The organism is uncultured Subdoligranulum sp., assembly GCF_963931595.1.
In the GTDB taxonomy this organism is placed as follows: domain Bacteria; phylum Bacillota; class Clostridia; order Oscillospirales; family Ruminococcaceae; genus Gemmiger.
In genome coordinates this window covers 2,890,473-2,914,104 of the sequence record NZ_OZ007030.1, presented here as the reverse complement: position 1 = coordinate 2,914,104, position 23,632 = coordinate 2,890,473, and the positions used below count along the sequence as shown (strand labels likewise).

Below are 23,632 nucleotides of genomic sequence, written 5' to 3'. Positions count from 1 at the left end.
TGCACAATGGTACACGAAGTACACAAGAATGATCTGACCCAGGCCCAGGCCGCCGACGTGGCGGTGCTGGATTTCAACGCCACCTGGTGCAATCCCTGCAGGATGCTGGCCCCGGTGCTGGAGGCGGCCAGCGAGGAGCTGGAGGGCAAGGCGCTGTTCTACGGCATCGACGTGGACGAGAACCCGGCCCTGGCCCAGCAGTTCGGCATTTCCAGCATTCCGGCGCTGGTGGTCCTCAAGAACGGCCAGCCCGTCGCCCGCCAGGTGGGATTTATGCCCAAAGTGACCCTCATGCATTGGCTGGGCACGGTGCTGTAACCTACTTTCTTTGCAAAGAAAGTAGGCAAAGAAACTCCAACCTTTTAACCCGTAAGACTATAACTGCGGAAAACTCCGCAGCCAGCCTTTGCAGGGAAATCAGTCAAAGAAACTCCAACCAAACCACCCGTAAATTTGCCTGTTTCCGACGGTTGTAGGGCGGGGTCTTGACCCCGCCGGGGAATCTGGCGGTAACGGCCACACTCCGCGGCGGGGAAGAATCCCCGCCCTACAGGTAAACAAACATGGAATATGCCACGATGCAATGGGCAACCGCCTTTCCCCTACCGGCCAGGGGCGATTTTCCACCGTATCCCGGCGCATCCCATTGTATGCACCCGGTATGTCCCGGCAGGGTACGGCGGCAGGGCTGTGTGTTCCCTGCTTGCAGGGGGGAACCGGAATTTCCATAAAAATATCCCGCAGGGGTTACCCTGCGGGATATTTTTGTTTGGAGTTTCTTCGGTTCCTTCTTTGCAAAGAAGGAACAAACCGTTCCTACTTCCCGTAGCTTGCCAGGAACTGCCGGGTGCGTTCCTCCTTGGGATGGTCGATGACCTCCTTGGCGGGGCCCTGTTCCACCACCACGCCGCCGTCCATGAAGAGGATGCGGTCCGCCACATCCCGGGCGAACTTCATCTCATGGGTGACGATGATCATGGTGGTCTTGTTGGCCGCCAGGTCCCGCAGCACCCGCAGCACCTCGCCGGTGAGTTCCGGGTCAAGGGCCGAGGTGGGCTCATCGAAACAGAGGATATCCGGCTTCAGGGCCAGGGCGCGGGCGATGGCCACACGCTGCTGCTGTCCGCCCGAAAGCTGGTGGGGATAATGCCCCGCCCGGTCGGACAGGCCCATGTCGGCCAGCAATTGCCGGGCATGTTCCTCAATTTCCGCAAAGATTTCCTTTTTGTGCTGCTTGTAGTCGGGGCGTTCCTTGGCCAGCAGCTGTTCCGCCAGCATGACGTTCTGCAATGCCGTATACTGGGGGAAGAGGTTGAAGTTCTGGAACACCAGCCCGAAATGCAGCCGCTTTTTGCGGATATCCGCCTCGCTCCGGGTGTGGGCGTCGGCGGCGCTCCAGAGGGTCTCGCCCCCCACCGTGATGGACCCGGTGTCGGCGGTTTCCAGAAAATTCAGGCAGCGCAAAAGGGTTGTCTTGCCGGAACCCGACGACCCGATAATGGCGATAGCCTCGCCTTCCTCCAGCGTAAAGGAGATATCCCGCAGCACGGCGGTACTGCCGAAGCTTTTGCCGATGCCGGCCACTTCCAATAATGCCATAGCAGTCCCCTCCTCAGCGGAAATAGGCCAGCCGCTTTTCCAGCCAGCCGAAGAGCAGCGTCAGCGCGCCCACAAAGACCAGGAAGAAGATCGCCGTGGAGAAGAGCGGCCAGATCAGACCCTTGGCGCTGTACTCCTTGGCCATCATGATGATGTCCTTGTTGGCGATGACGTTGGCCAGGGAGGTATCCTTGACCAGCGTGATGATCTCGTTGCCCATGGGGGGCAGGATGCGCTTGATGACCTGGAGCAGCGTGACTTTAAAGAAGATCTGGCTGCGGGTCATGCCCAGCACCTGGCCGGCCTCGGTCTGTCCCTTGGGGACGGCCTGGATGCCGCCGCGGTAGATCTCGGAAAAATAGCAGGCGTAGTTGATGGCAAAGGCCACCACGGCCGCCACCAGACGGCCGCTGGACCCGGACGGCCAGGGACTGGTAAAGCCCATCAGGCCGGGGCCCAGGTAGATCACAAGGATCTGGAGCATCAGCGGGGTGCCGCGGATGATCCACACAAAGGTTTTGACCGCCCCGCGCAGGGGTGCGAACCGGTTCATCGACCCGAAGGCCACGATGAGCCCCAGCGGCACCGCAAAGAGCAGCGTCAGGCCGAAGAGCTGGCAGTTCAGCCAGAAGGATTCGGTCAGGCGGCCCCAGATTACCAGCGCCTCGTCCATCAGTCTGCCAGGGTCAGGCCGTACTTGTCGGCCAGGGCCTGCATGGTGCCGTCGGCTTTCAGGGCGTCGAAGGCCTCATCCACAGCGGCGGCCGCGTCGCTGCCCTTGCGGAAGGCCACGCCGTACTCCTCGGCGTTGAGCTCATCCACGATCTCCAGGTCGGCGTAGTCGGTGCCCTCGCCGATCATGGCGGAGGCCAGCGTCAGGTCCAGGACGGCGGCATCGGCGGTGCCGGCGGCCACTTCCATCAGGCAGTCGGTCTGAACGCTCTTGCTCACGTAGTCAGCCTGGGACAGGTTCTCGTCCTCCTGGATGGTGGTCTCACCGGCGGAACCGGCCTCGGCCACCACGGTCTTGCCCACCAGGTCGGCGGTGGAGGTGTAGCCGCTGCCCGTCTTCATGACCACCACCTGGGCGTTCTTGGCGTAGGGCTTGGTGCAGGCGGTGTTGGCCATGATGTCATCGGTCAGGGTCATACCGTTCCAGATGCAGTCGATGCTCTTGGCGTCCAACTCCACCACCTTGGTATCCCAGTTGATCTCCACGAACTCCGGCTCCACGCCCAGCTGCTCGCAGACGGCGGTGGCCAGCTCGGTGTCAAAGCCCACGAACTCGCCGTTCTCGTCGGTGTAGTTCATGGGGGCGTAGACGGTGTAGCCAATGGTCATCTTGCCCTTGTCCTTGATGTACTGCAGGTCGCTCTCGCCGGTGGATTCGGCCTCGGCGGCTTCCGAAGTGGACGCGGCCTCGCTGGCGGCGGAGGACGCCTCGCTGGAAGCGGCCTCCGAGGAAGTGGAAGCGGCGGTGGAGCCGCAGGCGGCCAGGCTGGCGGTCATACCGGCGGCCAGCAAAAGACTGATGAGTTTTTTCATGAGTAGTACTCCTCCCTGATGAATCCCGTTTTTCCGCACTCTATCTTTACTGTCCTAAAGCAGTAAAGCAACGGTATTTTTTAATAGTACCGCAAAAACACCGTTTGCGCAAGGGAAAACGGCAAAAAAGCGGCAGGAGGGTGACAAAAACCGCCCCTCCTGCCGGAAAATCACAGCACCTTGCTGAGGAAATCGATGGTACGGGGCTGCTTGGGATGGTTGATGACCTCGTCGGGGGTCCCCTCCTCCACGATGTAGCCGCCCTCCATGAAGATGACCCGGCTGGCCACTTCACGGGCGAAGCCGATCTCATGGGTGACCACCACCATGGTCATGCCCTCGCTGGCCAGCTGCTTCATGACCTGGAGCACCTCGCCCACCATTTCAGGGTCAAGGGCCGAGGTGGGTTCGTCGAAGAGCATGATATCGGGGTTCATGGCCAGGGCGCGGGCGATGGCCACGCGCTGTTTCTGGCCGCCCGACAGCTGGGCCGGATAGGCTTCGGCCTTGTCGGCCAGGCCCACCCGGTTGAGCAGCTTGAGGGCATTTGCCCGGGCCTCGGCCTTGGTGGCCTTTTTCAGCTCGGTGGGGGCCAGCATCATGTTGCCCATGACGTTGAGGTTGTTGAACAGGTTGAAATGCTGGAACACCATGCCCACGTTTTCGCGGACCTTGTTGATGTTGGTTTTCTTGTCGGTGAGATCGTGGCCGTCCACCACGACTTCGCCGCCGGTGATCTCCTCCAGGCGGTTGAGGCAGCGCAGGAAGGTGGATTTGCCGGAGCCGGAGGGGCCCAGGATGACCACCACTTCGCCCTCGCAGATATCGGTGGAGACATCCTTGAGCACTTCCAGGTTGCCGAAGTTCTTCTTCAGGTGGGAGACATGGATCTTGACGTTATTTTTATTCACGGCCACGGTTGAGCCTCCTTTCCATCTGCTTGGCCAGCACCGACAGGATGGTGATGACGATCAGGTACATGACAGCCACGATGGCCCAGACCTGGAAGGACATGAAGGAGTTGGCCACCACGTTCTTGGCGGTGTTGACCAGCTCGGGGAAACCGATGACCGACAGGATGGAGGTATCCTTGAGGGTGATGATGAACTGGTTGATGATGCTGGGGATCATGGTGCGGATGGCCTGGGGCAGCACCACCCGGAACATGGCGCGCCAGTAGGGCAGGCCCAGGCTGCGGGCGGCTTCCATCTGGCCCTTGTCCACGCTCTCGATGCCGGCGCGGATGATCTCGGCCATATAGGCGCCGCAGTTCAGCGCCAGGCAGATGGTACCGGCCTGCAGGGCGGTGAGGGTGACGCCGCCGAAGCCCAGAATGGTGTTGAGCAGATAGGGAATGCCGAAATAGATGAAGTAGGCCAGCACGATCATGGGCACGCCGCGGATGGCGTCCACGAAGATGATGGAGATGATGTTGCAGGCCCGGTTTTTGACCACGCTGAGCAGGCCGAAGATCAGGCCCAGGATGCAGGCGAAGAACAGCCCGCAGAGTGCCAGCAGCAGCGTCTGGCCCATGGCCGTCAGCAGCAGGCCGCCGTAGGTGGTGATGATCTGGATCAAGGGCGGAACTCTCCTTTCCGAAATGAATGGGGGAACACGAAAAAGCGGGGGCGCCTGCGACAACAGGCGTCCCCGCGGGCGATTGAATTTGTAAGGGATCTTTTTAAATCCGTCGCCGGGGGCGGACATGTGCCGACACCGGCGACACCTCCAGGGAAATTTGGCCCAAAATTGTGTGCGAGGCGTCCGCGCCGAGTGCGCGGTTTTGGGTCAAATTTTGTCGAAGAGCTGCAGAGCCGCGCGCTGCCTGCGGCAGAATCAGCGCGGCGGAGCAGGGGCAGCGGTCGCAGAGTGCAAGCGCCGCCACAAGGCGCGCCGCAGGATGCGGGAACCGCAACCCGTACTTCCAAAGGGGGAAACAGGAGTGTCAGGCACCGCCGTGCACGACTGTTTCCTTCTTTGATTGAAGCTTAGCCCAGATACTTGGCCAGGATCTCGTCGTACTTACCGTTTTCCTTGATGTCGGCAAGACCGGCGTTGAACATATCCAGCAGTTCCTGGTTGTCGGCGTTGAAGATGGCGAAGCCGTAGTCGCCGCCCTCATTGGCGGTATCTTCCAGGACCTTCAGGGCCAGGCCGCCGTCCTTGATGGAAGCCTGCATGATGGGGGTATCCTCGAAGCAGGCTGCGCACTGGCCGCCCAGCACAGCCTGGTACATCGTGGGAGAATCCTCAAAGGACTGGATGGTGAAGCCGTACTGATCCTTCAGGCTCTCGGCGTAGGCAGCGCCCTGGGTGCCGGTCTTGACGGCAACGGTCTTGCCCTGCAGGCCGTCGAAGCCGGTGATGTCGGAGTTGGCAGGCACGGTCATGGTCTGGGTGGCGGTGTAGTAGCCGTCAGAGAACAGCCAGCCGGAGTCCTTGCGCTCCTGGGTGATGGAGGCGCCGGCGATCATGCCGTCCGCCTGGCCGGCCTGGCAGGCAGCGATGGCGCTGTCCCAGCCCAGGCTCTTCAGCTCATACTGGAAGCCCTGGTCCTCGGCGATGGCCGCCAGGATATCCACGTCGATGCCCACGAAGTCGCCGTTGGCGTCGGTGTATTCAAAGGGTTTGAAAACGGTATCGGTGGCGATGACCCAGGTCTTGTCGGAACCGGCGGTCTCGGCGGTGGAAGCGGCCTCGCTGGAGGAGGCGGCCTCACTGGAAGCAGCCTCGCTGGAAGAAGCGGCGCCGCCGCAGGCAGCCAGAGACAAAGCCATCATGGCAGCCATACCAAAAGCAAGCAATTTTTTCATAGTGTTCTCGTCCTCTCTCTATAATATCTGCGGCCCGCGGCCGCATCCGATGCGGGGACGTAAACAAAAAGAGCAATAGCAATCCAATACGGATGCTATCGCCCTTGATAGTTCCCATACATCGTACTTTCCTATTATACCAGTTTTCTAAGGAAAGTCAAGCTGTAACGGCGTTTTGGGTTTCTTTTTTTAAGTTTTGAGTCGATTTTTCTTACAGATTCCGTGCTGCGCACAAAAGAATCTCCAGCGCCTTGTCCAGACCCAGTTTGCTGGTGCAGAGGGTCAGGTCGTAGTTGCGGCTGTCGCCGTAGACCTGGCCGGTGTGCTTGGTGCAGTAGTTGCGCCGGGCGCGGTCGGCGGAATCCATGTCCGCTTCCAGCTGTTCCAGCGGGGTGTCGGGCATGAGGGTCTGCATGTGGGCCAGCCGCCAGTTGCGGTCGGCGTGGATGAAGACCCGCAGGCAGTGGTCGAATTCCCGCAGGATGTAGTCGGCGTTGCGGCCCACCAGTACGCAGCTTTCCTTGTCGGCCAGTTCCCGGATGGCCTTCACCTGGGCGTTCCACAGTTCTTCGCTTAAGGGGCGGTCGTAGAAGTTGAACAGGCTCTGGGTGAAGCCGAACTCGTGGGGCACCCGCTCGTCCCAGCGGCGCACCTGTTCGGGGCTTAAGTGGGCGCTGGCCTTGGCGGTGCGCAGGATGATGTCGCGGTCATAGTAGGCGATGCCCAGTTCCCGGGCCAGCTCGCGGCCCAGCTGGCCGCCGCCGGCGCCGAATTCCCGGCCGATGGTGATGATTCGTTTCATGAGGCAACCTCCTTGGGTGCAGGGCGCCGCAGCCGCACAGCCCGGCGCCGGTCTTCTGTTGCCTTTATGATACCATGCCACCCTCTGAAATGACAAGTCCCCCTACTTTCTTTACACCTACTTTCTTTGCAAAGAAAGTAGGCAAAGAAATTCCAACATTGTAACCCGGGAATTTGTCTGTTCCCGATGGCTGTAGGGCGGGGTCTTGACCCCGCCGGACAATCTGGCGGTAACGGCAACACCCCGCGGCGGGGATAAATCCCCGCCCTACGGATAATCGGAAATGGGCTATGGGAGTAATCGCCTGTAGCCCGCCCCTACTCCAACCTTTTGGTCGCGGAATTTCAAAACCATCGCCCTCGGCGGACATGTGCCGACGAGGGCGATACTTTGAGAGCGTCCGGGCCCGTTCGAGTCGCCGCCTGCGGCATGAGAACGGGTTCGGGCGCGACGGTGGGAATCCAAAGGGGAGGTGCAGGAGACGCGGCGCAGCCGCTGAATCCGAACCTCCTCTTTGAGGTATCAGCGCACCTGTCTGCGCACATAAAACACCCCTGCCGCCGGCATCATCACCGCCACCCACAGCGGCTGGGCGGCCAGCTGGGCCAGGGGCGACCAGAGGCGCAGCGGGCCGAAGTGGTAAAGATTCTGGCAGAACAGATCGTAGAAATCCACCGCCGTGGGCATCAGCCCCACCAGCTGCCGCCAGAAATCCGGCAGCATCCCGGCGAACATGGGCTGGAGCACCAGCAGCCCGAAGACCACCGCCATGGCGGCGAAGTTGGACCCCAGCAGCCCCGACACCCCCGCCGTGATGCCCGCGGTGCCGAGACAGCAGGCCAGCCCCAGGACCAGGGCGAACCGTTCGCAGTCGCCGAAGGTGAGGGGCGCGGTGGCCAGGGGTTTGAACAGCTGGATGGGACAGTCCAGTCCCCGGGTGCCGAAGAAGAAGAGCTGCCCCGCCACCAGCAGGGCGGCCACCACGCACCACACCAGGGCGGCTACCGTGAGGGCGGCGGCCAGCTTGGCCAGGGCCAGACGGCGGCGTCCGCGGCGGGTGCAGTGGCTCACTGCCAGCACGCCGGACTGCACCTCGTCGGAAAAGACCGGCGCCAGGGCAATGCCCAGCAAAAGACACACCCCGATGAGGATATCCCGGAAAGTCTCCAGCACGGTGAACTGTCCGCCGTACCAGTCAAACTGGAAGGGGGTCCGCACCCCGGCCTCCTGGGCCTCAAAAACGGCCCGGTCGGCGGGGTCGTCGAACTGGCTGTCCAGCCAGCGGGTCACGGCGGCGGCCCAGTCGTCGTAGTAGTTCAGCAGCCTGTGGGGTTCCAGCTCGGTGGCCTCGGCATAAGGATAGTCGTACACCGCGGCGGCTATGTCCGAGAGGGTATACCCCATGCCGCCCATGGGCCGGATGGTCTGCACCCAGCCGTCAAAATCCACGTTGCCGTCGGGGGTGCGGTTGGCGGGGTCGTGGTAGAAGTCGTAGATGACGCCCTGGGCCTGGGCCAGCTTCTCCCCCGTGAGGGGTCCCCGCCACCGCTCCGCCCAGGCCAGCTGGTTGGCGATCTCTTCGGGGCCGGAGACCCGGGGCAGGTCGTTGGAGATGGTGTAGCCGTTGTTCACATAGACGTTCACCAGGGTGCCCGCCACGGTCCAGAGGAGGATGAGGGCGAGGGCCAGCCGGGCGGCGCGGCGGCCCAGGATCTTTTTCAGTTCCCAGCGGTAAAGGCTCATAAGGGGCTCCTTTCATCACATCCGGCGGCGGAGATAGCCGCGGGCGGCCAGGGGCAGCAGCGCCACCAGCCAGAGAGGCAGGACGGCCAGGGGGTAGAGCCCCGCGGGCAGCACGGTTCCGCCGGGCAGGGTGACCAGGGCGTTGCCGGTGAAATCCGCCAGCGTGGTCTGGAAGGGCACGGCCCGGGCCAGAAAGGCCAGCGACCCGCCGGCGGACAGCAGGCCGGACAGCGCCCGCAGCAGCACCAGCACCCCCACCAGGGCGGCCAGGGCGGGAAATTCCCCCGCAAAGGCAGCGGAGAGGGCGGCAGCCAGGGCGGCTCCCGCCATACAGGAGAGCAGCCCGGCGGCCAGCAGCAGGGCTTCGGTCTGGCCCAGGGTCAGGGGGAAAAGGCTTCGGCTGTCGGCGATCTGCAGCGAGGCGGAGAGGCCCCGGGCGCCGAACATGGCCAGCTGCACCCCCATGAACACAGCCATGCAGAGGGCGAACCCGCCCCCGGCAAAGGCCAGGGCGGCGGCCAGCTTGGCGGCGGTCAGTTTTCCCCGGCCGCAGCGGGCGCAGTGGCTCACCGGGAAGACCCCGGTGCGCAGCTCACTGCAGAAAAGGGGCACCACCCCGACGCAGAGCAGCAGCCCCACCAGGTAGATCACGTTGCCCAGCGCCGAGAGGACCGCCTTGTGCCCCGCCACCCAGTCGTAGGTGAAGGGCAGCGCCACCCGGTCCCGCAGCGCCGTCAGCAGGGCCTGCTTGTCGTCGGGGGCGGCCTCGATCTGCCGCCGGGTGTTTTCCTGCCAGAGATCATAGAACCGGTCCAGGGCGCCGTCCTCCAGGGCGGTCATTTTGGCGGGCCAGTTTTCCCAGGAAATGCAGCCGCTGTCGGTGAACACCTCCGCCGCCGTGTAAAGGATGTTCCCCTGCACAAAGGCGGCCTGGCCGTCCACCGTCCCCTGGCTTTCCACCACGGCGCGGCAGTCCGCCCGGGCGGCTTTGAGCACCGCCGGGGTCAGCGGTCCCTGCCAGGCCCCGGCATCGGCGGTGGCCTGCACAATGCAGGCCCGGGCCTCCCAGGTGGGTGCCTCCACGTCGGTGCCGAAGCCCAGGTTGGCAAAGCCCAGCGTCAGCGGTCCCACCGCCGCAAAGGCGAGACAGAGCACCAGCAAAAGACGGGTCATCCGGCGGCGTAAAATCTTTTTCAGTTCCCACCAGAAGAGCGTCATGGTCTTTCCTCCCCGGCAAAATGCCACAGATAGACATCCTCCAGCGTGGGGTCGGCGGGGGCGGCCCCCGCCGGCGGGTCCGCCGTGATGAGCCGCAGCTCCACCCCCTGCCCCTCGTGGCGCAGGTTCGCCACATTGTAGACCGCTTCCAGTTTGGCGGCGGTCTCCCCGTCGGTGTGCACCGTCCACACCTTGCCCCGGGCGTTTTCGGAAAGTTCCGCCACGGTGCCCTCGTCGGCGATGGCACCGTTTTTCATCAGCAAAATGCGGTCGGCGATGGCCTCCACGTCGGAGACGATGTGGGTGGAGAGCAGCACAATGCGGCCCTTGGCGTAGTCGGCGATGAGGTTGCGGAACCGCACCCGTTCCCGGGGGTCCAGTCCCGCGGTGGGTTCGTCCAGGATGAGGATCTCGGGGTCGTTGAGCATAGCCTGGGCGATGCCCAGCCGCTGCCGCATGCCCCCCGAGTAGGCCCGCAGCTTTTTGCGCCCGGCGTCGGCCAGCCCCACCTGCTCAAGGAGCTGTTGGGTGCGGCGGGCGGTCTCGGCCCGGGTCAGCCCCTTCAGGGCCGCGATGTAGCGCAAAAACTCCGCCCCCGTGAAGTCGGGGTAGCAGCCGAAGTCCTGGGGCAGGTAGCCCAAAAGGGCCCGGTAGTCCTCCCCCAGGCGGCGGATATCCGCCCCGTCGCAGCGGACGGTGCCCTCGGTGGGGTCCAGGATGCCGCAGAGCATCCGCATCAGGGTGGTTTTGCCGGCGCCGTTGGCGCCCAGCAGGCCGTAGACGCCGCTGTCCAGCGTCAGCGACAGGTCCCGGACGGCGGTAAAATGGCCGTAGCGTTTGGTCAGATGTTGGGTCTGTAAGGTGCGCATGGCAGTTTCCTTTCCTTATAAAGAGAGCAGGGTGCGGCCGCCCTCCCGGGCAAGGCGGCGGGTCTGGCAGGCCAGCGCCAGCACCGAGAGAACCAGCACCGCCGCCCAGAGGGGCCGGGCATTGGGGGCGTAGAGGCGGCCCTGCAGCCGGGGGGCGGGCAGCACCAGCACCAGCAGGGCGATGCCCGTCACGGCCAGGGCGGCCGGGGTGAAGGCGGCGGGGCGCAGACGGCGCAAAAGGGCCATGCAGACCGCGCTGACACAGCAGAAGGGCGTCAGGCAGTAGAGCAGCACAATGATGCCGTCGCTGCGGCAGACCGCCGACCCCGCCGCCGCAAAGATGCCCAGCAGCACGGCGTCACAGACGCCGAAGACCAGCAGCCGGGCGGCGGTGACCCGGGGCAGGCTGTAGCGGGTGGCCAGTTCCAGTTCCAACATGCCCTGGTGGTAGACCCGGGCCAGGTCCTGCACATTGGCCACCAGCAGCAGCGGCGCCGCCGCGGCACAGAGGGCGTACTGCCGCAGGGCGTAGACCCCGGCGCGGCCGTTGGCCCAGACCAGCAGCAGCACTCCGGCCAGCAGGGCGAACTGCAAGGCCCACATCCGTTTGCGGATGAACCCCGCCTGGCACCACACAAAACCGAGGCCGGTGGGCCGGGGCGGCGGCAGGGTGCGCAGCAGTTCGGCCGTGCGGCGTTTGTCCGCCGGGTCGGGGGCGGGCGGCGGGTCCCGGCGCAGCAGGGCCGCCCAGTCAGGTTGGCGGGTCATGGCAGTTCCTCCTTCAGCAGTTGCTCCAAACGGCGTTTCGCCCGGTGCAGCCGGTAACGCACGGCGGGCACCGTGGTGTGGGTGATGGCGGCGATCTCGGCGGCGGTGAAGCCCTGCTCGTAGCAGAGCAGCAGGGCGTTGCGCTGCTCAAAGGGCAGCGCGGCCAGGGCGGCCCGCACCGTCAGGGCGGTGTCCCGGTCGGGGGCGGGCGCCCCGGGGTCCCGCTGGCTCTCCGGCAGGTCTTCCAGAGCCACCGGCTTTTTCCGCTTGCACCAGTCCTTGCAGAGGTTGCCCGCAATGGTGTACAGGTAGTTCAGCTCCCGCCCGTCGTGGCGGTAGCGGTCCCGGTGCTGCCAGAACCGCAGAAAGGTGGTCTGGGTCAGGTCCCGGGCCAGCTCCTGCTGCCCCACATGCCGCCAGCAATAGGCGTAGATTGTATCATACTGCGCCAGTACCAGCGCTTCCAGTTCCGCCTGGTCCATCCTTTCACCACCGTTCACTAGGTATAACGAAGGACACCCCCAAAAAGAAGCATCCTCTGCCAATTTTTTCAGTATACCCCTTTTGGGGGCATAGGAAAAGCGTTTTGCCTGCCCTTGTGCGGCCGTGTCCGTTGTGCTATAGTTAAAAAAATGGTTTTCGGGAAAGGACGGGAAGGATCATGCGCAGAAAGGACCGGGAGGTCACGGATTTTGCGGCCATGGTGGAGATTGTGAAGGCCTGCGGCGTCTGCCGGCTGGGAATGCAGGACGGCGAGGGCGTCTATATGGTGCCGCTGAACTTCGGCTATGCGGTGGAACAGGGGCAGCTGGTGCTCTATTTCCACGGAGCGGACGCCGGCAAAAAGCTGGCGCTATTGCGGCAAAACCCCGCCGCCAGCTTTGAGATGGACACCGGCCATAAGCTGGTGCCGGGGGAAAAGGCGGACGACTACACCTACGCCTACCGCAGCGTGCTGGGCCGGGGCAGCGTGGAGCTCCTGGAGGGCCGGGACGCCCGGCTCGGGGGGCTCAACCGCATCATGGAGCACTACTCCGGCCGGGGAGACTGGACGGTGGAAGACGCCATGCTGGACCGCACGGCGGTCTACCGGCTGCGGGTGAGCAGCTGGACCGCCAAGGAGCACAAGGTACCGTAACACAGCAAAAAACGCACAGCCTTTTGCAAAGGCTGTGCGTTTTGCGTTTATTGGGGCGGGTTCTCCTGGAGTTTTACCACCAGGGTATCGCCGAAGGGGGCGATGCTGCCCTGGGCAGGCCAGACCGGCATGGCGGCGAATTCCTGGCTGCCCACGATGTTCTCGTACTCCTCCAGCGTGACGCCGTGGGTATCGATGCCGTGGTAGTCGTAGAGGTAGGTGGGCCAGCAGTCCAGGATGCCGTGGGTGCCGCCCCAGAACAGCGGCGACCGCTGGTACTGGCTGTACCAGTACAGCCCGTTGGACGCCTGGACCCGGCTTTCGTCGGGGAAGCCGGCCATGAGCAGTTTGGTGTCGGCGGTGTAGGCGGGGTCGGCCAGCACCTGGTCGAGGATGGCGTCGGTGAGGCTGCCCACATAGTGGTAGGAGAGCTCCACCGTGCGGTAGGTGGCGTTGGCCGACAGGGCGAACAGCCAGCAGACGGCGGTCATCAGCAGGGTGGCGGCGGCGCGGCGGGTGCGGCGCAAGGTTTTGGTTTCGGGCAGCGTCCACAGCGCAAAGCAGAAGGGCAGCAGCAGCTGCATGGGGTAGGACATGAGGCGGTCCACCCGCACGTCGGTGGCGATGACATCGATGACGTTGAAGGCCAGGGGCAGCAGCACCGCCGACGCTACCAGCAGCGCCAGGTGGACGGGATGGCGCAGCAGCGCCCGCAGCCGCCACAGCACCACAAAGAGGGCGCTGGCCACCAGCAGCATCCAGAGGGCCTCGCCGATGTGGCCGGTCTCCATGCGGCAGTAGAGGAAAAAGTCGCTGTAGGCGTGCTGCAGGGAGGGCACCAGCAGCGAAAGACTCTTGCCGGCGCTGATCTGGTCGGCGCCGCAGTAGTCCGCCATGGTGGTGCCGTAGTGGAGCTGTTCCAGCTTGACCACCCCGAAGTAGAGGATGCCGCCCAGCACCCCCACTCCCAGCATGGCGCCCACCCGGGCCAGCACGGGGCGCAGGGGTTCGGTGCGCAGGCAGGCCAGCATGAGGGTGAGCAGCGTAAGCCCGGCGGCGATGCCCACATAGGCCTGGTAGCCCCCCAGGGAGCAGGCCATGCAGAGCACCGCCAGAGCGCCGGCAGGGTTTTGGGCATGGGGATTTCCTCTTTTCCGTTGAATTCTCCGCTATTATACTGCAACAAAACCCCCGCCGCAAGCAGCCGGGGGCGCAAAAAGGCCCCGCACCGGGGGTGCGGGGCCGGAAAGGTTCAGCCGTTGGCTTCTTTGCGTTTGGCGATCTCCGCCTGTTCGGCGGGCAGGTTCTTTTCCACGGTCCAGAACAGCACCAGCACGGCGCAGACCAGGTAGGCGATGGTCTCCACCCAGATGTAGTTCACCGTGATGGCGCTCTGGACGGCGGCGGACTGGGCCGCGGTGCCCAGGGCCACGTCGGCGGCCTGGTCGTAGCCCACGGCGCCCAGCACGCCGGAGAAGATGGCGTTGCAGATGGGCGTTCCGGCCACCATGATGGAGCTGTAGATGGACATGGTCAGGCCGTCGGTGCGGATGCCGCGGCGGAACTCGATGTGGTCGATGACATCAGCCAGCATGGCCAGGATGAGGTAGCAGGCGGGGGCGGAGCCGAAGCACTTGAGGGCCACGCCCACGGCCACCGGCACGATCTCGCCGTTGCCGAAGCCCGCGATGACGCCGCCCGCGGCGCCCACCAGCATGCCCACCAGGCAGACGGTGCGCTTGGAGAACCGGTTGGCCAGCGGCACCACGAAGAGGGCGGCCACCGCCATGGGGATGGCACCCAGCACGGCCAGCAGCGACTGGGAGGCGCCCCAGGCGTCGGCGGAGCCGAAGAAGGTGTTGTCCATGACCCATTTGCAGAAGTAGGCCATGGAGCCGTTCTTCATGGCGCCGGCCCACTGGAAGGCCAGGTAGAACAGCAGCACCAGCCACCACCAGGGTTCGCTGGTGACGGCCTTGAGCTGCTCGCCCAGGGGCGGGGCGGCGGGGCGCTGGTCATCGGAGGCGCCGGTGCGCAGTTGTTCCTCGGTGACGCGCTCCCGGGTGAACTTGTACTGGAGCAGCACCGTGAGGGCCGTGAAGATGGCCACCACCAGCATGGCCAGGAACCACCGGCCCTGGTCCTCTTTGAGGGCGAAGGAGACCAGCAGCGGGAAGATCATGGAGCCCACGCCCATGACGCCAAGACCCGCCACATTGGTGAAGGAGGCCAGGGCGCTGCGCTGCTGGGAATTGCGGGTGGACACCGGGATGAGGGTGGAGTTGGCGGTATTGTAGATGGGGTAGGCCACGGCGTAGAAGAGGTTATAGGCCACGGCGATCCAGACCATCTTGGCAGCGCCCTCAAAGGGGACGATGAACATGAGCACCGACGCCACCGACAAAGTCAGCGCCGACAGCAGCACCCAGGGGCGGGCCTTGCCGGCGAGGCACCGGGTGCGCTCGATGAGCTGGCCCACGATGAGGTTGGCCGCCACGATGAGGATGGTGGAAAACAGCTGCAGGCCGGTGAGGAAGCTCAGGTCCAGCCTGAGCACATCGGTGAAGTAGTTCTGCAGGATGCTGGTGTAGATGCCGGAGGCCAGCAGGGCGCCGAAGGGGCCGATGAAGTAGCCGAAGAGCATCTCGGGCAGGCGGACCTCCTGGCTTTTCACGAGGGAGGCGGCCAGCGGACTGTTCCAGAAGCTGTTCCGGGATTTGGACACGGAAAATCCTTCCTTTCCTGGGGGGTTGGTGGGGGCGGTCAGGCCAGTTCCACCCGGGCGGTGGCGGTGAGGCGGCCGTCGGTGACGGTGAGGGTCACCGGGCCGGAACCGTCCGCCCGGACGGCGGCCAGGGCGCGACCGTAGTAGGTATCGGTGGTATCGGTGAGGAAGCCGGTGGTGTTGTAGGGGCAACCGCTGCCCAGGCCCACCAGCGTGCCGCCGGTGACCTGCGCCTGCAGCTTGCCCCGCTCCAGCGGCTTGACGGTGCCGGCGTTGTCGGCGTACTGCAGCCGCACGAAGACGAGGTTTCCGGCTTCGGCGGCGGTCGCCTCGGGCAGGGCCTGGAGCTGGGTCTCCCCGGCGGTGTGCAGGGCGCTGCGGCCGGTCTCCTTGCCGGCCTCGTCGTAGAGCACCGCCTCCAGCGTGCCGGGCTGGTAGGTCACCCGGAACCGGGCCACGCAGTTTTTGAGCCTGGCCCGCCCTGCCGGTTTGCCGTTGAGCAGCAGTTCCGCCTCGGCGCCCCGGCCGTAGACTTCCACATCCGCCGGGCGGCCCTCACAGCCGGCCCAGCTCCAGCTTTCCAGGGCGTTGGACATGCGCCAGGCCGAGGGAGAATGCTTTTCGCCGGTGTGGTTCACCGGCCAGACGGCCAGACGGGGGCCGGGTTCCAGCCGGAAGGCCACCCGGGTGTAGAGCATCTCGCCCCAGGGGGCGCCGATGAGGTCCAGACGGCCGCTGCCCGCCGACACCCAGCCCGGCCCGTGGGAGAATTCGGGGGCGTAGTCGGCGTATTCCCAGGCGCCGATGCCCACCTCGCCCAGGTAGTCCATGCCCGCCCAGACGAAGTCGCCGATGACGCGGGGCTCCCGCAGGGCCAGGTCGTAGAACCGGGCGGCGTCCTTGCAGAAGGTCTCGCTGCCCAGGATGAGCCGGTGGGGGTACTTTTTCAGGTCGTGGGGGTAGCGGTAGATGCCGTAGTTGTAGCCCGCCACGTCCATGTTGGCGTAGGCGTCCCGGGTCTTCCAGTCGCAGGGAGGCAGGGTGGCGCCCCGCTTCATGAACTCGTCGCCCAAAAGACCGGCCAGGTTATTGAAGAATTCGCTGCCCACCGCCTTCTTCCTGGCGTTCTTCCCCTGCTGTTCGGCCTTCCGGGCCTCCTTTTTGGCCTTTTCGTCGCTGTAGACGCCGAAGCCCATGGAGCTTAAGAAGTTGAAGAAGATGTTGACGCCGCAGCTCACCGGGCGGGAATCGTCCAGGCTGTGGAGGTAGTCGGTCATCTGGCCGGTGAAGGCGATGCCCTTGGGCTGGGCGGTCTCGGCCACCTCGTTGCCGGTGGAGTAGAGGATCACCGAGGGATGGTTGTAGTCCTTGTCCACCAGGTCCTTCAGGTCCTGCTCCCACCAGTCCATGAGATAACCCGCGTAGTCATGCTCGGTCTTGTGGATGTACCACATGTCGGCGTACTCGTCCATGACCAGCATGCCCAGCCGGTCGCAGACCTCCAGCATCGCCTTGGAGCAGGGGTTGTGGGCGGAACGGATGGCGTTGTAGCCCGCCTGCTGCAGCAGCCGCACCTTGCGTTCCTCGGCCTCGGGGAAGGCGCAGGCGCCCAGGATGCCGTTGTCGTGGTGGACGCAGGCGCCCCGCAGGATGATGCGCTCACCGTTGAGCAGCAGGCCGTCGTCCCCCCAGGCGATGGTGCGCAGGCCGAAGGTGGTCTTTGCCGCATCCTCGCCGAAGGTGGCCCTGCAGGTGTAGAGCCGGGGAGATTCGGGGCTCCACAGCCCCGCTTCGGGCAGGGGGACCGTGAAGGACGCCTTGCCGTCGCTCTCCCCTTCCACGGCGGCCAGCAGGGTGTCGCCGTCCAGGATCTCCACCCGCACGGGGCCGGGGGCGGTGGTCTCCACCGTCACCTTGGCCGTGGGGGGCTGGATGCCCGCGGTGGCCACCTTGAGGCCGTTCACCGGGATGTGGGCCGCGGGGGCGGTCCAGAGGGTCACGGGGCGGTAGATGCCGGCGCCGGAATACCACCGGCTGTTGGGCTGGTCGGCGTTGCGGGCGATGACCTGCAGCGTGTTGGGGCGGTCCTTCGCCACCTTGCCGGTGAGGTCCACATAAAAGTTGGTGTAGCCGTAGGGGCGGAAGGCCAGCTTCTCCCCGTTGAGCAGCACCTCGGCGTTGTGGTAGACGCCCTCGAACTCCAAAAGCAGCGTCCGGTCCTGCCAGGCGGGGTCGAAGCCGAAGGTCTTCTCGTACAGGTAGTCCCGGCCGGCGACCCAGCCGGTGTTGATGCCGCCGGCGCTCTCGGCAGTGCGGGGTTCGGCCAGCATGGCGTCGTGGGGCAGGGTCACCGGGGTGCCGGGGCCGTCTTCCTCCAGGTGGCGGCAGGTCCACCGGTCGTTGAACTGTGTGGCTTTCATAGAGTTACTCCTTTATACGGGAAAAGCGGCCCGGCAACATCATGCCTCCGGGCCGTCTTTCCCCCTTGTTCAGATTTATCTGTGTATGCCTGTCAGGCGGCCTGGCTGTACTGCTTCATGAAGCTGGCGACCAGGGCCAGCAGGGCGCCCACCCCCATGAGCACGCAGAACAGGATGAGCATGCCCAGGGTGGTGTTGGTGACGCCGATGCCGTTGCCGCTGAGGCGGCCCGAGATGTTGTTGAGCTGGGAGCTCAGGTAGAATGCCAACGACGCCATATAGCAGGCGGCGGGCAGGATGGCCAGGGCGGGGATATCCTTCACCAGGCCGATGGCGGCGATGACCACGCCCACCAGCAGCAGCACGGGGGGCAGCAGGTTGATATCCTTGACCACGTTGGTGTAGACCAGCATGAAGACGCCGGTGATCAGCGCCACGGCCGCGGAGGCAGAACCCACATAAAATCCGATGGCTTTCTTTTTATTTTCCATGCTTCACACCTCTTATTGCTCGTTGCGCTTTTTGTTGCCGCGGGCGGTCATGCCGTAGGCGACAGCCAGGGCCACGGTGGCCACGGCCAGGACCCCGTCCAGGGTGAACAGGGCGATCTGCCACCAGGGGATGACGGTCTGGTAGACCATATCGCCGGACATGCCGTTGATCACCGCGCTGTTGGCCAGCATGTAGTAGAAGCCGTGCTGGGATTCCCGCAGCAGGCCGTACAGATAGCCGTCGTCGTTGGTCTCGATGTATTCTTCCAGCTCGGGGGCGCGGAGTTTTTCACCCACGATGCACCAGAAGTCGGTGCCGCCCACCAGGCCGTCCAGCGTGTGCTGGTAGGGATGCATGGCGCAGTCCGAGATGGTGGCGCCGGTGAAGCCCCACTCGCCGCGGAGCACGTTGCGCAGCAGCTCGGCGTTGTGGCCCACGTAGGTCAGGCCGACGCGGCTGTAGGAGGTCATGGTGCTGGTGGCGCCGCCCTTGGTGAAGCCGCCCTCGAAGGCCTTGAGGTAGATCTCACGGATGGCCTGCTCGTTGCTGAAGATGCAGACGCCGTTGCGGTTGGTTTCCTGATCGTTCAGGGCAAAGTGTTTCATGGCTGCGGACAGACCCTTGGCCTGCATGGCCTTGACCTGCTCGGTGGCCAGCAGATAGGACAGGGTGGCGTCCTCGGAATAGTACTCGTAGTTACGGCCGCTGAAGGGGGTGCGGTGGGTATCCACGCCGGGGCACCACAGCTGCTGCACGCCGCAGAACAGGGCGTCCTCGCCGATGAAGTAGCCGCGCTTGGCGATCATGTCCTTGTTCCACTGGCTGGCGGCGACCATCTGGCCCACATAGGCGGTGCCGCTGCCCTCAATGCCGGTGTTGGCGGCCACGCCCGCGTCAGCGGAGCTGCCCGGGAAGTAGGGGCCTGCCACGCCGTTGGGGCCGTCCTGGTTGCGGTTGACCGGCTTCATGGCGTTCTCGTTGGCGGGCTGGCCCCAGTTCTCATCGATCATGGTGGCCATGTCGTCCAGCGTCAGCTGATCCAGGAAGTCGTTCCACTTCGGGTCGTCGTAGGCCAGGCCGTGCATGTCGGCCAGGGCCAGGCCGTTGTCGGCGCCCTGGGTGAAGGTGCTCACCGACGGGGCATCCGCCGGGGTCTCATAGAGGTGGCCGTCGATCTGCTTGATCATATCGGCGGTGGCGGTCACGCCGGTCTGGGCGGTGGGGAAGGTGCCTTCCCAGTCCTGCCGGGTCAGGTAGGTGACGGAATCGGGAATCCAGTAGTTCAGGTCGGCGTCGTCAAACTGGTTGGTGACTTCCACGCCGGTCTGGGCGGAGTTGCGGTAGGTCTCGGTATCCAGGGCATCCTGGGTCCAGTGGTACACCTTGGTGGCATCGCCGTCGGCGGGGTTGCCCTCGTGGTCGTACATGCCGGTGGCGCCCTTGGCGGCCAGGACGTTGTTCAGCGCATCGTGGGCGCTGTCGCCGATGGCCAGGTAGTAGTCGCCGGCGTCCATGATGTAGCCCTTGGCGTTGGTGTAGTCATAGCTGGCCAGCAGGTACTTGTCGATGGTGACGGTCACCGTCTGGGAAGCGCCGGGGTCCAGCAGATCGGTCTTGTCGAAGCCGGCCAGCTGGATGGAGGATTTCTCCACCTTGTTCTGGCGGTCGTAGTCGGTGTAGGGCGTCTGGACGTAGACCTCCACCACGCTCTTGCCGGGCACCGAGCCGGTGTTGGTCACCGTGACGTTGGCGGTGATGACGCCGTCACTCTCGGTGACGCTGTCCAGCTTCTGGGAGAAGGTGGTGTAGCTCATGCCGTAGCCGAAGGGGTAGGCCACCTCCTCGGCGTAGTTCCAGCCGTTGGTGGAAGCGAAGGTGCCTGCCTGGCCGGTGGCGTTGCCCTGGCCCAGGACGGCGTCCTCATAGCGGGTCTCGTAGTACTTGTAGCCCACGTAGATGCCTTCCTGGTAGACCATGTAGGTGCCCACGTAGTTGATGGGGAAGCCGGCGGAAATCTGGCTGTCTACGGCGCCCGCCTTGACTTCGTCCTGGTTGGCGTACTCGTAGTTGCCCATGTTCTGGGTGGCGGCGGCGGACAGGGAGTTGGCGGCAAAGGTGTCCACCAGACGGCCGGAGGGGTTGGCCGCGCCGGTGAGCAGGTCCGCCACGCCGCGGTAGCCCACCAGGCCGGGGGTGCCGATCCACAGCACGGCGTCGATGCCGTACTCATCCAGGAAGTTCAGCTCGATGGGATAGGCGCTGTTGAGCAGCAGCACGATCTTGTCGAACTGGCCGGAATCCTTGATCATCTTAAGCATATCCGCTTCGTTCTTGTGCAGGGCCAGGCCGCTGATGCCCTCGGCGTCCTGGGTGCTCACGTCGGTGTTCTCGCCGCCGTACCGGGCCAGCACCACCACGGCCACATCGCTGTAGTCGGCGAAGCTGCTCTTCAGATCATCGGTGTAGAAGTCGATGGGCTTCTCGGCCACAGACGGGCCGCCGATGCTGCCCACGTTGGCGAAGCTGGGGTCCTCGGGCAGATAGGCGTTGTAGAGGGTATCGTTGATGTTGAAGCCCTTTTCCTTCAGGGCGTCGTAGAGGCTCACCTGACGGGTGGGGTCGTTGTTGCCGCCGCCCGAGCTGTTCTTGTAGAGCGGATGGGCCGAGGTGTAGCCGAACAGCGTGATGTTGCGCTCGTCTTCCGCCAGGGGCAGGGTGTTTTCCTGGTTGCGCAGCAGCACGGCGCCCTCTTCCATCTCTTCCTCGATGAACGCTTCCTCATCGGCCTGCAGCTTTTCCAGGTCCTCCTGGGTGAGGTTGTTCACATCGCCGTAGTCGCTGGCGTAGTATACGGGGGGCTCCTCGCCGCTCTTGTCCACGAACTTGCCGGTGGCGGTGCCCAGGCTGGTGTTCAGCATGGATGCATATCCCATGGCGGTGTTCGTCATGACCACGGCGAAGGCCAGAACAGCGGCCGTCACCGATGTCAGGCCCCGCAGGACGTTGCTTTTTCTCATGATCCTTTTGCCTCCATCTTGTGTCATTCTCCTTCTTTTCGGGGTCCGCGGGGCGGGCTTGCCGCCCTGGGGACCGATGGCCGGGACGGCGCCTTGCCCCGGACCTTCCGGCCGCCGCTTTCCGGGAGCAGAGGGAAGCTGCGGCCTTTGTTGATACCAGTATAGCATGCTCTTTCCGGCGCGGCGGGTCCATTTCGTAAACGAGGGTATTTTTTTCGTAAGTGATGATTTTCCACAGATTGTTTTGTCCCGCGTCCGGAACTTTATGTGAATGTGCACAAATTTGTTTTTGGTTTATAGGGCAATATACCGATGCAGTCCGAAAAGTGCCCCTTGCCCGGGCGGGCGGCGCATGGTACAATTTATAACAGAAAGGTACACAGCGGGAAAGGAGGAACAGGCCATGGTCAACATCGCGATCCTGGAGGATGACGCCGGGGACGAGGCCTCGCTGGAGCAGAGCCTGCAGCGGTACGCCCAGGAACAGCAGGAGCTGTTTTCCATCCGCAGTTTTTCCGATCCGGCGGTGTTTCTGCAGAACAGCCCCTCGGCATTCGACCTGATCTTCCTGGACATCGACCTGCCCACCATGACCGGCATGGAGCTGGCCCGGCAGATCCGCCGCCAGGATTCCCTGGTGACGCTGATCTTTGTGACCAACCTGGAAAAGTACGCGGTGAGCGGGTACTCGGTGGGCGCCTTTGACTTTGTGGTCAAGCCCATCAACTACTACCGTTTTGCCTCCATGCTGCGGCGGGCGCTGCGCAGCATTGCGGCGCGCCAGCCCCGGGAGGTGGTCATCCAGACCTCGGGGGGCATCACCCGGCTCAACGTGACCCAGCTGTACTATGTGGAGATCCGGGACCATCTGCTGATCTACCACACCGTGGGGGAGAATCTCACCGCCTGGGGCAAGATGTCCGACGTGGAGGCCCAGCTGGCCCCCTACGACTTTGCCCGGTGCAGCACCTCCCACCTGGTGAATCTGCGGTTTGTGGATTCGGTGGAGGGCAGCGACGTGCTGGTGGCGGGCACCCGGCTGCCCATCAGCCAGCGGCGGCGCAAGGCCTTCTACAGCGCCGTCACCAGTTATTTCAGCCGGAAGTGAGGCATTCGACGTGATTTCACCGGCCTTTGTGCACGCCATGCTGGTGCACTTCAAATTTTTTGATATTCTGCTGGGGTTTCTGGCGGGCACCCTGCTCTTTGCCCGCCACTGCAAGCCCCGGCCCCGTTTCTGGCTGCGGGCGGCGGGGTCGCTGGTGGTGCTGCGGCTGCTCTGCCTGGTGTTCGCCTACACCTACGGCGGCAGCCTGCCGCTGGAGGCGCTGTTTTCCGGCATCATGCTGGTGGTCATGCTGGCGGGGCTGATGTTCTGCTATGAGGAGAGCATCTGGAACATGCTGTTCTATTTCGGCTCGGGGTTCATGACCTGGTACATCACCGACCGGCTCTTCCTGGTGACGGCGTCGCTGGCCCGGCTGAATCCCCGGCTGGCCCCCTATTTTGTGGAGGGCACCATCCCCCACATCCTGCTCTACGTGGGCAGTTTTGTGCTGGTCTACCTGTTCATCCACCTGACGGTGGAGCGGCAGATGCACCGGTTTTCCGGCGGGCAGATCCCCATGCAGAACTCGCTGCTGCTCTTCACGCTGGTCTGCATCCTGACCCCCATCTTCTACTTCGAGAGCGCCGAGATCGCCCACTACAACCTGTTTTCCTACAATCTGCTGAACCTGGGGGAGATCGTCTTCTATCTGTTCATGCTGATGATGCAGGTGCAGACGCTGACGGCGGCCAAGGAGCGGGCCGAGCTGAACACCATCCAGACGCTGTGGGCGGAGGAGCAGCGGCAGTACCGGCTGACCAAGGAGAACATCGACGCGCTGAACATCAAATGTCACGACCTGAAGCACCAGATCCGCCATCTGCGGGAGACCGGCCAGGTGGACCCGGCCTACCTGGACAGCCTGGAGGAGTCGGTGAACCTGTACAACAGCGCGGTGCGCACCGGCAACGAGACGCTGGACGTGGTGCTCACCGACAAGCGGCTGCACTGTGCCACCCACAACATCCAGTTCACCTGCATCGCCGACGGGGCGAAGATGCGGTTCATGGAGATCATGGACATCTATTCCCTCTTCGGCAACATGCTGGACAACGCCATCGAGTGCGAGATGGGGCTGCCCCCGGCCATGCGGTTCATCCATCTGTCGGTGAAAAGCACCAACCGCATGCTGGTCATCCATGTGGAGAACCACTTTGAGGGCACGCTGGAGATGCGGGACGGCCTGCCGGTGACCACCAAGCGGCACAACAGGGGGGACCACGGCTACGGCATGCGGAGCATCCGGCGCATTGTGGAGAAGTACGGCGGCAACCTGGAAATTTCCACCGAGGCGCAGCTGTTCCAGATCGACATCGTCATGCCCATTCCCGAGAGCGCGGACAAAGAGAAAAAACAGCAGGCGGAAGACTGAAAG

The 23,632-nt window shown here is 64.2% G+C and carries 21 protein-coding genes; 4 read left to right on the top strand and 17 right to left on the bottom strand.

The window, feature by feature from the left end; all coding sequences use genetic code 11:
• The first annotated feature begins 6 nt into the window (after positions 1-6).
• A complete protein-coding gene (gene trxA, locus ABGT73_RS13880; protein WP_346670236.1) occupies positions 7-318 on the top strand; it encodes a thioredoxin in 312 nt (103 codons plus the stop codon).
• Between the two features lie 498 nt (positions 319-816).
• Here trxA and ABGT73_RS13875 read toward each other — a convergent pair whose 3' ends face one another.
• From ABGT73_RS13875 to ABGT73_RS13820, 12 genes are all read right to left on the bottom strand, one after another.
• Positions 817-1,599 (bottom strand): amino acid ABC transporter ATP-binding protein, encoded by a 783-nt coding sequence (locus ABGT73_RS13875; protein ID WP_346670235.1) that lies wholly within the window; start codon positions 1,597-1,599, stop codon positions 817-819.
• Positions 1,600-1,612: 13 nt separating this feature from the next.
• Complete coding sequence (locus ABGT73_RS13870; RefSeq protein WP_346670234.1) at positions 1,613-2,272, bottom strand: amino acid ABC transporter permease; 660 nt, start codon at positions 2,270-2,272, stop codon at positions 1,613-1,615.
• Positions 2,272-3,144: a transporter substrate-binding domain-containing protein gene (locus tag ABGT73_RS13865; protein ID WP_346670233.1), complete on the bottom strand. Its 873-nt coding sequence runs from the start codon at positions 3,142-3,144 to the stop codon at positions 2,272-2,274. The genes ABGT73_RS13870 and ABGT73_RS13865 overlap by 1 nt, the downstream gene beginning before the upstream one ends.
• 170 nt (positions 3,145-3,314) lie before the next feature.
• Positions 3,315-4,061: an amino acid ABC transporter ATP-binding protein gene (locus tag ABGT73_RS13860; protein WP_346670232.1), complete on the bottom strand. Its 747-nt coding sequence runs from the start codon at positions 4,059-4,061 to the stop codon at positions 3,315-3,317.
• A complete protein-coding gene (locus tag ABGT73_RS13855) occupies positions 4,048-4,722 on the bottom strand; it encodes an amino acid ABC transporter permease (protein ID WP_346670231.1) in 675 nt (224 codons plus the stop codon). Before ABGT73_RS13855 ends, ABGT73_RS13860 begins: the two co-directional genes overlap by 14 nt.
• Before the next feature lie 410 nt (positions 4,723-5,132).
• Positions 5,133-5,957, bottom strand: a complete 825-nt coding sequence (locus tag ABGT73_RS13850; protein WP_346670230.1) for a transporter substrate-binding domain-containing protein — start codon at positions 5,955-5,957, stop codon at positions 5,133-5,135.
• A 211-nt stretch (positions 5,958-6,168) separates the two neighbouring features.
• Positions 6,169-6,759, bottom strand: coding sequence for a cytidylate kinase-like family protein (locus tag ABGT73_RS13845; protein WP_346670229.1), 591 nt, complete (start codon positions 6,757-6,759; stop codon positions 6,169-6,171).
• Between the two features lie 522 nt (positions 6,760-7,281).
• Entirely contained in the window at positions 7,282-8,502 is a 1,221-nt protein-coding gene (locus tag ABGT73_RS13840; protein ID WP_346670228.1) for a hypothetical protein, read from the bottom strand.
• Positions 8,503-8,517: 15 nt separating this feature from the next.
• The gene (locus ABGT73_RS13835) at positions 8,518-9,720 is read right to left on the bottom strand and encodes a hypothetical protein (RefSeq protein WP_346670227.1); all 1,203 of its coding nucleotides are present in this window, start codon (positions 9,718-9,720) and stop codon (positions 8,518-8,520) included.
• Positions 9,717-10,589: an ABC transporter ATP-binding protein gene (locus tag ABGT73_RS13830; protein WP_346670226.1), complete on the bottom strand. Its 873-nt coding sequence runs from the start codon at positions 10,587-10,589 to the stop codon at positions 9,717-9,719. The genes ABGT73_RS13835 and ABGT73_RS13830 overlap by 4 nt, the downstream gene beginning before the upstream one ends.
• A 15-nt stretch (positions 10,590-10,604) precedes the next feature.
• On the bottom strand, positions 10,605-11,357 hold the full coding sequence (locus tag ABGT73_RS13825; protein WP_346670225.1) for a hypothetical protein: 753 nt from the start codon (positions 11,355-11,357) through the stop codon (positions 10,605-10,607).
• Positions 11,354-11,839: a sigma-70 family RNA polymerase sigma factor gene (locus ABGT73_RS13820; protein ID WP_346670224.1), complete on the bottom strand. Its 486-nt coding sequence runs from the start codon at positions 11,837-11,839 to the stop codon at positions 11,354-11,356. The genes ABGT73_RS13825 and ABGT73_RS13820 overlap by 4 nt, the downstream gene beginning before the upstream one ends.
• 179 nt (positions 11,840-12,018) lie before the next feature.
• Between ABGT73_RS13820 and ABGT73_RS13815 the strand changes: the two genes are divergently transcribed.
• Positions 12,019-12,495: a pyridoxamine 5'-phosphate oxidase family protein gene (locus ABGT73_RS13815; RefSeq protein ID WP_346670223.1), complete on the top strand. Its 477-nt coding sequence runs from the start codon at positions 12,019-12,021 to the stop codon at positions 12,493-12,495.
• Positions 12,496-12,542: 47 nt separating this feature from the next.
• Here the strand turns inward: ABGT73_RS13815 and ABGT73_RS13810 are convergent, their stop codons facing one another.
• From ABGT73_RS13810 to ABGT73_RS13790, 5 genes are all read right to left on the bottom strand, one after another.
• The gene (locus ABGT73_RS13810; protein ID WP_346670222.1) at positions 12,543-13,604 is read right to left on the bottom strand and encodes a glucosyltransferase domain-containing protein; all 1,062 of its coding nucleotides are present in this window, start codon (positions 13,602-13,604) and stop codon (positions 12,543-12,545) included.
• A 143-nt stretch (positions 13,605-13,747) separates the two neighbouring features.
• A complete protein-coding gene (locus ABGT73_RS13805) occupies positions 13,748-15,220 on the bottom strand; it encodes an MFS transporter (protein ID WP_346670221.1) in 1,473 nt (490 codons plus the stop codon).
• A 38-nt stretch (positions 15,221-15,258) separates the two neighbouring features.
• Positions 15,259-17,640, bottom strand: a complete 2,382-nt coding sequence (locus ABGT73_RS13800) for a glycoside hydrolase family 2 TIM barrel-domain containing protein (protein ID WP_346670220.1) — start codon at positions 17,638-17,640, stop codon at positions 15,259-15,261.
• A 92-nt stretch (positions 17,641-17,732) separates the two neighbouring features.
• The gene (locus ABGT73_RS13795; RefSeq protein ID WP_346670219.1) at positions 17,733-18,131 is read right to left on the bottom strand and encodes a hypothetical protein; all 399 of its coding nucleotides are present in this window, start codon (positions 18,129-18,131) and stop codon (positions 17,733-17,735) included.
• Positions 18,132-18,143: 12 nt separating this feature from the next.
• Positions 18,144-21,149 (bottom strand): glycoside hydrolase family 3 C-terminal domain-containing protein, encoded by a 3,006-nt coding sequence (locus tag ABGT73_RS13790; protein WP_346670218.1) that lies wholly within the window; start codon positions 21,147-21,149, stop codon positions 18,144-18,146.
• Positions 21,150-21,552: 403 nt separating this feature from the next.
• Here ABGT73_RS13790 and ABGT73_RS13785 point away from each other — a divergent pair, with 403 nt between their 5' ends.
• Both ABGT73_RS13785 and ABGT73_RS13780 read left to right on the top strand, forming a co-directional pair.
• Positions 21,553-22,257 carry a LytTR family DNA-binding domain-containing protein gene (locus tag ABGT73_RS13785; RefSeq protein ID WP_346670217.1) on the top strand — a complete coding sequence of 235 codons (705 nt, stop codon included), beginning with the start codon at positions 21,553-21,555 and terminating at the stop codon, positions 22,255-22,257.
• Between the two features lie 10 nt (positions 22,258-22,267).
• The gene (locus ABGT73_RS13780; protein WP_346670216.1) at positions 22,268-23,629 is read left to right on the top strand and encodes an ATP-binding protein; all 1,362 of its coding nucleotides are present in this window, start codon (positions 22,268-22,270) and stop codon (positions 23,627-23,629) included.
• The last annotated feature ends 3 nt before the right edge of the window (positions 23,630-23,632 follow it).